This window comes from Streptomyces sp. NPDC054813, assembly GCF_053611365.1.
The window spans coordinates 1-8,397 of the sequence record NZ_JBSHAF010000012.1 but is presented as its reverse complement, the minus strand read 5'-3'; the positions used below and the strand labels follow the sequence as shown (position 1 = coordinate 8,397).

Annotated in this window: 5 protein-coding genes and 2 pseudogenes; 5 read left to right on the top strand and 2 right to left on the bottom strand. The window is 70.7% G+C overall.

What is annotated here, in order from left to right:
* Nucleotides 1-409: 409 nt before the first annotated feature.
* Nucleotides 410-589 (top strand): annotated as a pseudogene (locus tag ACWGJB_RS24435) (type II toxin-antitoxin system prevent-host-death family antitoxin); the annotation flags it as partial.
* A gap of 92 nt (nt 590-681) precedes the next feature.
* Here the strand turns inward: ACWGJB_RS24435 and ACWGJB_RS24430 are convergent.
* Nucleotides 682-4,083, bottom strand: coding sequence for an AfsR/SARP family transcriptional regulator (locus tag ACWGJB_RS24430; RefSeq protein ID WP_453382247.1), 3,402 nt, complete (start codon nt 4,081-4,083; stop codon nt 682-684).
* Nucleotides 4,084-4,168: 85 nt separating this feature from the next.
* Here ACWGJB_RS24430 and ACWGJB_RS24425 point away from each other — a divergent pair, with 85 nt between their 5' ends.
* Nucleotides 4,169-4,558 carry a hypothetical protein gene (locus ACWGJB_RS24425; RefSeq protein ID WP_453382246.1) on the top strand — a complete coding sequence of 130 codons (390 nt, stop codon included), beginning with the start codon at nt 4,169-4,171 and terminating at the stop codon, nt 4,556-4,558.
* A 504-nt stretch (nt 4,559-5,062) separates the two neighbouring features.
* On the opposite strand, the gene ACWGJB_RS24420 is transcribed toward ACWGJB_RS24425, so the two are convergent.
* Nucleotides 5,063-5,578 carry a hypothetical protein gene (locus tag ACWGJB_RS24420; protein ID WP_453382245.1) on the bottom strand — a complete coding sequence of 172 codons (516 nt, stop codon included), beginning with the start codon at nt 5,576-5,578 and terminating at the stop codon, nt 5,063-5,065.
* Between the two features lie 135 nt (nt 5,579-5,713).
* Here ACWGJB_RS24420 and ACWGJB_RS24415 point away from each other — a divergent pair, with 135 nt between their 5' ends.
* The 3 genes and pseudogenes from ACWGJB_RS24415 to ACWGJB_RS24405 all read left to right on the top strand — a co-directional run.
* Complete coding sequence (locus ACWGJB_RS24415; protein WP_453382244.1) at nt 5,714-6,970, top strand: histidine kinase; 1,257 nt, start codon at nt 5,714-5,716, stop codon at nt 6,968-6,970.
* Nucleotides 6,958-7,608 (top strand): response regulator transcription factor, encoded by a 651-nt coding sequence (locus ACWGJB_RS24410; RefSeq protein WP_067360243.1) that lies wholly within the window; start codon nt 6,958-6,960, stop codon nt 7,606-7,608. Before ACWGJB_RS24415 ends, ACWGJB_RS24410 begins: the two co-directional genes overlap by 13 nt.
* 151 nt (nt 7,609-7,759) lie before the next feature.
* Nucleotides 7,760-8,221, top strand: a pseudogene (locus ACWGJB_RS24405) (IS5 family transposase); the annotation flags it as partial.
* Nucleotides 8,222-8,397: the final 176 nt, after the last annotated feature.

Sequence of the window (8,397 nt, the reverse complement as noted above, 5' to 3'; positions counted from 1 at the left end):
TCTACCCCCGCGGTGCACAAAACCCCGGACACGGGGGTCTGCGCACACCGTCGACGGGCCCCACCTCGGGGGGGGGCCCTTCGACATCGTGCCCGGTGAGGCACTGGCGGAGGATACGAGATTCGAACTCGGAAGGGGTTGCCCCCAACACGCTTTCCAAATGTTCGTCTGGGGGTTCGGGAGTGATCAGGAGTGTCCTGACCTGCGGCGGAGAGGGCTGGGGGCGGGTGGCGGACGGCGCTGGACGGGAGTGAATGCAACCAGAACTGCAACCAGTACTGGCAGCCCAGGGCGGACGTGCCGGCCGCCACGGGTAGCCCGCCACGCAGTGGCAGGATGCTGACGACTGGCTCCTGGCTGCTTCGGTCAGTCCTCGTCAGGCACGGCCTGCGCCCCGTCGCGCCCGCGCATGCGGACGAAGATTGGGTTGGTGGCAGCGGAGGTCTCCTCCAGGCTGACGGCCGAGGTCCGCAGCCACCTCGCCGACGTCATCGAGCGCGCGCGACGGGAGGAAACCCCGACGATCACCACTCGGCGCGGCAAGCAGGAAGCTGTCGTGATCGACGTTCACGAGTACCAGCGTCTGCAGCCACGGCACAGCGCATTCGGCCTGGCTAGACGCTTGCCCCTTTGGGCTCGGCCTCTGTTGGGCCATGGTCCACGACAACGGCCTGGTGCGCATCAGCACGATTGGCTGTGCTCCGTGTGCCCCTCCGTCGGCACGCCGACGTCCGAGAAGATGTCCGACGCCTGCTGCCTCATGAGTTCAGCGGCAGCGCTGTCGGTCTTGTGCAGTGCGCGGGCGAGTGCGACGAGAGCGCGGGCCTCCCCCAGCCGGTGGCCGGTCTCGCGATGGATGGCCAGGGCCTCGTGGCCGAGGGCGACGGCTGTGGAGTGCGCAGCCTCGGACGCCGTCGCCTGGCACAGCACCGTGAGCGCCTGACCCTCCACCACCTGGAAGCTGTACTCACGGGCCAGGCGCAGCGCCTCCTCGGCTCGACGGCGGGCGTCTTCGTGGCGGCCGAAGTGCTGGTGAGTGAGGGCGAGCCCCAGGAGACTGTCCGCCGCGGCGCGCCGGAAGCGTGCCTCGTGGGCCAGGGCGAGAGCCCGACGGTCGGTCTGAAGTGCCTGTTCGTCGTGGGCCAGTTGGCGGTGGGCGGCGGCGATCGTGTTGAGGATGGCGGCCTGGATCCAGCGCCGTTCCGGGGCCCGGACCATGGCCAGGGCGCGCTCGGTCCGTTTCAGGGCCTCGTCCGGGTGGCCGCACTCGATGTCGATCTTCGCGAGGGCGTCGAGCATCATCGCGTGGCCGTCGCGGTAACCGGTCCTCTTCTCATCGGCCAGCTCGGGACCGAGGAGGTCACGCGCGTCGGTGAAGCGGCCGAGTTCCCAGTACACCCAGCCCAGAATCTGCAGCGCCAGGCCGTCGTCCCACCCGCTGCTCCCCTCTTCGCGGCCAAGGGTCCCCTCGATATGACCGGCGGCCTCGTGCAGTCGGCCCAGATCCCGGCAGGCCATACCGAGACCGATCGCCCCATACCCTACGAAGTAACGGTTCCGGGTCTCCCGGAAGCGGCGCAGGCCGGCGGTGAAATGCTCGTAAGCGCTGTCGAGGCGCGCCATGCTCCAGTCCACGAAGCCCCGGACCCCGTATGCTGCCGCCTCGCCGGTCGCCCAGCCGAGTTCCCGGCTGAGGTCCAGCGCGCGCACGTGATGATCCATCGCCTGCCTGGCATCCGCTCGTTCCCACAGGATGATGCCGAGGACGAAATGCATGGCGGCCTGACCGTACCGGTCGCCCTCGGCCGTGGCCGCTTCCAGTGCCGTCTGCGTGGTGGACTGCCAGGTTGCCCGGGGCAGATAGAGCCAGAAGTGGCCGAACAGAGAGTTGGCGAGGTGCCAGGCGACAGGGCGCGGGCCGTGCTGGCCGGCGTGGGCGATGACGGCGAGAAGGTTCGTGCGCTCGGCCTCCAGCCACTGGGCGCCGTCGGACGGAAGCTTCGGAAGGTCGTCGGCGGCGAGGGCGGCGGGCAGGTCCGGGAAGATCCAGGTTCCCGCGGCGGCACGGGCGGCATTGACGTACCAGATCAGGATCCGTTTCAGCGCGGCGTCACGATCCGCCGCCGCCTCTTCCACCTGCACCCGCTCCCGCGCGTACTCATGAAGGAGATCATGGAAGCGGTAACGGCCCTCCGCCACGGGCTCGATCAGATGCGCGGCGGCCAAGGCGCTGAGCAGACGGCGAGCCTGTGACAGCGGTGCGTCCAGGACGGCGGCGGCGACTTCGGCGGTGAACTCCGGTCCGGGGAACAGACCGAGTAGGCAGAACAGCCGGCGCGCGAGTGGAACCAGCACTCGGTACGACGCCGAAAACGCTTTCTGCAAGGGCGAGGTGGGCTCACCGTCCGGCACCAGGGCCGTCAGTCGACCGCCCTCCGACATCTCGCCCACCAGATCGGCCAGCCGTAGACCGGGATCGCCCGCCAGCCGGGCCGCGGCCAAGCACAGCGCCAGCGGAAGGCTGCCGCATAGTCGGATCAGTTCGTCGACGGCGTGGGGTTCGGCGGACAGGCGGTCCGGGCCGAGTGCCTCGCCGAGCAGCGCGCGGGCGTCGGCCGGCTGGAGGAGGTCCAGTGGCAGGGGGTGTGCTCCGTCGCGGGCCACGAGGTCGCCGAGCCGGTTGCGGCTGGTGACGACGACACAGCAGGACGGGGTGCCGGGGAGCAGTGGACGGACCTGCTCCGCCGAGGCCGCGTTGTCCAGCAGGACCAGCAGGCGTCGGCCGGCCAGCAGGGTCCGGTACGTGCGTGCCTGCGTCTCGTCGTCGGCGGGGATCTCCGACGCCGCCAGCCCCAGACTCCGAAGCAAGAGCTCAAGTGCTTCGCCAGCCTTGAGCGGTGGCCGGTCGTGGTCGAACCCGTGCAGGTTGACGTACAACTGGCCGTCCGGGAAACGATTCCGCACCTGATGTGCCCAGTGCACCGCCAGCGCGGTCTTGCCGATGCCGGCGGCGCCGCCGATGGCCGAGATGACCACCGTGTTCGCCGACCCCTGCCCCTGCTCCGGCGAAAGCAACGTGTGCAGTCTGGCGAGTTCGCCGGTGCGGCCGGCGAATCCCGCGGCATCGTGCGGCAACTCGGCCGGCGTCGGCGGAGCGCTGTCGCGCGGTGGGTGAGTGCTCCGACCCGGTGATCCCGGTGGTGCCGGCGCGTCTGCTGCCGGACCATCACGGAGGAGGAGCTCTGAGCGTGTCTGCCCGGGCGGGGCCGTCCGGCCGAGGAGACTTGCGTCATTCTGGCGCAGTACCGCCTCGTGCACCCGGCGGAGTTCCTCACCGGGATCGACGCCGAGCTCGTCGCGGAGGCGTACGCGCATGTCCTCGTAGGCGTTCAGCGCGTCCGCCTGACGTTCGCAGCCGTACAGAGCCCGCATACGCAACGCCACCAGTGACTCGTCGTACCGCTCCGGCGCGGACTGCGCGGCGAGGTCGTCCATGGCATCGCCGAACCGGCCGAGCAGTACAAGGCATTCGAGCCGGGCCAGCCGGAGCGTCCGCCGGCGTTCCCGCAGTCGCTCCCGCTCGGCCTGTGCAAACGGCCCCGGCAGGTTGGCCAAGGGTTCGCCCTGGAACAGCAGGAGTGCCGCGGACAACTGGTCCGTTGCGGTGGCCAGGTCTCCGGACGTTTTGGTGCGAAGCGCCTCATCGCCCCGCTCGGTCAGGTCCGCCACATCGAGCCGGACGTCGTCGGCGACGAAGCGGTACCAGCCCTTGCCGCTGCGGATCACCGACTCGGTGTGGCGGGTGCCTTCGGCATCCAGTGCCCTGCGCAGCGGGTTGACGTGACTGGCCAGCACCTTGTGGCCGGAGGCGGGTGGCTCCGAAGCCCACACCGAATCGAGCAGTTGCTCATGGCTCACCACAGCTCCCCGACGGAGCAGCAACGCGGCCAGCACAGCCTGCCGCTTCACGGGTCCCAGATCCAGAAGCGTTCCGCCCCGCCAGGCCCGTAACCGTCCGAGCACCTCGATCCGAAGCCGATGAGGAGTTCCCCCGTCCACCGCGAAGCCTCCGCTCCCGCACATCACCGGAATTTCATCAGCATTGCAGCACCCCGGGCCATGGTGACGGACACGACATTGCACAACCCGCACAACTGAAGGGGAACCAGTGACCGAAGTGGAGTCGGTGGCCACAGCGTTGGCTACAGGGGTGGCAGCCGGACTCACGGACTCCGGGCTCGGAGCCGTCCACGATCTGCATGCCGTGCTCAAGGAGGCGGTCCGCCGACGGTTGGCCGAGGGCGATGGCAACAGGGGGAAGAGCGGCTACGGCGTACGGGTGCTTGACGCATACGAGACGGACCCCGACGTGTGGTGGACCCGGCTGCTGCAGGTCCTGACGGGCTCCGGGGTGGACACGGACGAGGAGATCCTCGCGGCGGCCCGCGCCGTGCTCCGCGCGGAGCGCCGGACGAGCCACATCACCTTGGACGTTCCCGGCATCCATGGGGCCCTGGTCGGGGAAAGCACCACACGGCACAACGCGTTTGGCCGATGATGCAGTGGACGACTCTCCTGGCCACTCTGTTGGGCGCGGGTGTCGCCATGGGGACCTCCCTGTTGGTGGAGGCGCATAAAGGCCACCGCGAGTTGATGCTGGAGTCACGAAAGCACAAACGCGACGTCACGTCCGAGTGGCAGAGGACCCGGCGCGACCTGTACACGGGCTTTCTCGCAGTGCTGACCCAGGGCCGCAGCGAGCTGAGGCATCTGAGCGGGAGCACTGAGATGTCGGAGGCGGAGCGCACCCGGACGGCTCGACGGGCCTTCGCGCGCTGCTATGAACTGCGTTACCAACTTGAGCTCTTCGCTCCGGCGGAGGTGGTGGATCCCGCACTTGCCTATTTCCGATGCGTGCGCAGCTTCCGCTGCGCGGCCCATCAGGCGGCGACCGCCCAGCGGGTCCGGGCCGGGATCGGGGCGACGGGGGCGGTGGTGATGCGGTGCATGGTGTTCTCCGGTGGATTGATTTGGTCCGTGGCATGTGGCTGGGCGGTCGGCGTCACGCGTGCCGGCTCAGCGCCCGCAGCGCCAGCCGGCCGCACAGCGCGGCGAGCGGCAGCTCGGCGCCGAGCGCCATGGCGACCGCGGTGGCGAAGTCGCCGCCCGGGGCCGCGGTCGTGGTGTCGAACCAGGCGTCCACCACAAGCAGCGTCGCGGTCGCGGCGGCTGCCAGGGCGTGCCGCCGGTCGCCGCGGGCGGCGAGGAGGCCGGTGGCGATCAGGCCGAGCGCCTCCAGCGCGTCCAGCCCGACCCAGGCGACCGGCCAGTGCGCCGCGGTCGCGGTGGCCGGCAGGCCGGTGGCCAGCACGTACAGCCACGGCAGCAGGGCGAGCCCGCAGGCGACCAGCAGCCACCCGGCCCGCCGCCTGCCCCGCGCCGGGCGCGGCTCCTCCGCCTCTTCGTGGAGCGGGATGACCTCGGCGCGGTCGAAGTCCTCGGCACCGGCCAATTCGTCATTGCACAACACCAGTTGACGCATCGTCTTCCCCCGCTCCCCGTCGGCTGTCCCCTTCACGTACTCCAGCCTCCGGCGTGCACTGGGGCGCCGTCAGTCACGCAGGGTTCCGACCCGGGGTGGAGAAAAGTGCACCCCCGAACAGGGCGGCAGCGTCATGGCATGGGGATGGCCTGCGGCTTTACCGTTTGACGCATGCAACTCACGACGTGGCTGCAGCTGGTGCTGGGCCGGCCGTTCCGCAGGGCGGGACACCGGACCGCGCTCGTCGCCGCCGGCCTGCCGCTCCACCTCGCCGTGGTGCCACTGTGGCTCTGGCTGGCCGGCGCGATGGCGGGGGCGCCGGCCGCGATTCCGCTGCCCGTGTTGTTTACGCTCGTGGTGACACCCCTGCTGACCGTCGGGCAGCGGCGACGCTACCGGGCGCTCGTCGGCAAGGACCTCCCGCGCCCCGCCGTACCCGGGCCCGGACGCAACTGGAAGTCGGCGGTACGTCGGCTGACCACGCGGGCCTTGTGGCGGCAGGTCTGCTACCACGCCGTGGCGGGTCCGCTGCTCGCCGTCCTGGACCTCGCCGTCCTCGCCGTCTGGGCCGCCGCTCTCGTGGCCGCCTCCATCTACGTGTGGATCTGGGCGCTGCCCCCGCAGTGGCGGGTCACCGACCTCGGGTACACCACGCAGGCCGCGTACATCACCGCCGGCGGCCTCGCCCTGCTGTTCCTCGGGCCCCGGCTGACCGGCGCTCTGGTGCGGCTGGACACCCGGGCGGCCGAGGTCCTGCTCGGCCCCAGCCGCACGGAGAAGCTGGCCCGCCGGGTAGCCGACCTCGCCGAGAGCCGGGCCGGTGTGCTCGACGCCGCCGACGCCGAGCGGCGGCGGATCGAGCGCGACCTGCACGACGGCGCACAGCAGCGCCTCGTCTCACTCGCCGTCAACCTGGGCCTGGCCAGGTCCACCCTCGGCGACCTGCCGGAGGACGCCCGCAAGGTGATCGACGAGGCGCACCGCGAGGCGAAGGAGGCGATCGCCGAGCTGAACAACCTGGTGCGCGGCCTGCATCCGGCCGTCCTTGAGGACCGCGGCCTCGACGCCGCGCTGTCCGGGGTCGCCGCCCGCCTCCCGATCCCGGTGCGCGTGGCGGTGGACCTGCCGCAGCGCCCCTCACCCACGGTCGAGGCCGTCGCGTACTTCGTGGTCTCCGAAGCCCTGACGAACGTGGTCAAACACGCCCAGGCGACCCGGGCGGACGTGACCGTGGAGCGGATCGGGGAGACACTGCTGGTGGTCGTCGCGGACGACGGCGCGGGCGGCGCGGATCTCGCGGCGGCCGGCGGTGGCACCGGGCTCGCCGGGCTCGCCAAGCGCGTCGCGTCCGTCGACGGCACGTTCTCCTGCCGCAGCCCCGCCGGGGGGCCGACCGTCATCACCGTGGAGCTGCCGTGCGCGCCGTGATCGCCGAGGATTCCCTCTTGCTGCGCATCGGCGTGGTCAAGGTGCTGGAGGCGGCCGGCTTCGAGATGTGCGCGCAAGTCGCCGACGCAGAAGGGCTGCTGGCAGCCGTCGAGGAGCACCGGCCCGACATCGCCGTGGTCGACGTGCGCATGCCGCCCGGCTTCACCGACGAGGGAGTGCGCGCCGCGCTGGTGATCCGCCGCCAGTACCCGCGTACCGCCGTGCTCCTGCTGTCGCAGTACGTGGAGGAGCGGTACGCCGCCGATCTGCTCGCCGCCAACACCTCGGGCGTCGGCTATCTGCTCAAGCAACGGGTCGCCGACGTCGAGGAGTTCGCCGAGGCGGTACGCCGGGTGGCGGCCGGCGGCACCGCGCTCGACCCGCAGGTCGTCGCGCAGCTGCTGGTGCGCCGGCACAGCGATCCGCTCGACCGGCTGACACCGCGCGAGCGGGAGGTGCTGGAGCTGATGGCGGGCGGCCGGTCCAACTCCGGCGTCGCCGCCGAGCTGGTCGTGAGCGAGAGCGCGGTCGCCAAGCACATCAACAGCATCTTCACCAAGCTCGACCTGCCCAAGGCCGACGCCGACCACCGCCGCGTCCTGGCGGTGCTGCGCTTCCTGGGCGTTGCGACCGCATAGTGCGCGATCACGCCCGCATGCCCAGTCGACAACGGTGCTGATCGCCATTTGGTGGGGAATGCGGCGCCTTCGGACAGGTGCTCTCCACCAGGCTTTGCCGCGCTGGGTGCCGAAGGCGGTGGCCGTCGTGCGCAGGGCCATGGCATGGGTGGGGCTGGTCACCACGAAGATCCATCTCGCGGCCGATGGCAACTGCCGGCCCCTGGCCTTCCACCTCACCGCCGGACAGGCCGGTGACGCGCCTGCCTTCGCTGACGTGATGGCGCGGCTGCGTGTTCCCCGACGGCGTGGACGGCCCCGGACCCGGCCAGCGGCAGTCCTCGCAGACAAGGCGTATTCGTCGCGGGCCATCCGTGAACACCTCAGGCGGCGCGGCATCCGGGCGGTCATCCCCGTGCCGGCCGACCAACGCGGCCACCGTCTGCGACGCGGCAGCCGGGGTGGCAGGCCACCCGCCTTCGACCGCGAGACCTACAAGCAACGCAACACGGTCGAACGCTGCATCAACCGCTTGAAACAGTGGCGAGGCATCGCCACCCGCTACGAGAAGACAGCAGCCATCTACCTGGCCGGACTCCACGTTGCGAGCATCTCCCTCTGGTCAGCCAGGTGATCCAAACGAAACCGCCTAGTACTCCAGCAGCGTTTCGCTATCTGGCCTGGTCAGAGGCATCGTCCGGAGTGTAGTGGGCTGATGGTGCGTCGGGGGCGGTCTTGGCGGACCGCCCCTCCAACGAATGACATCGAGAACTGTCTGCGCGGTGATGAGGGCAGCCTCCCGGCGTGATC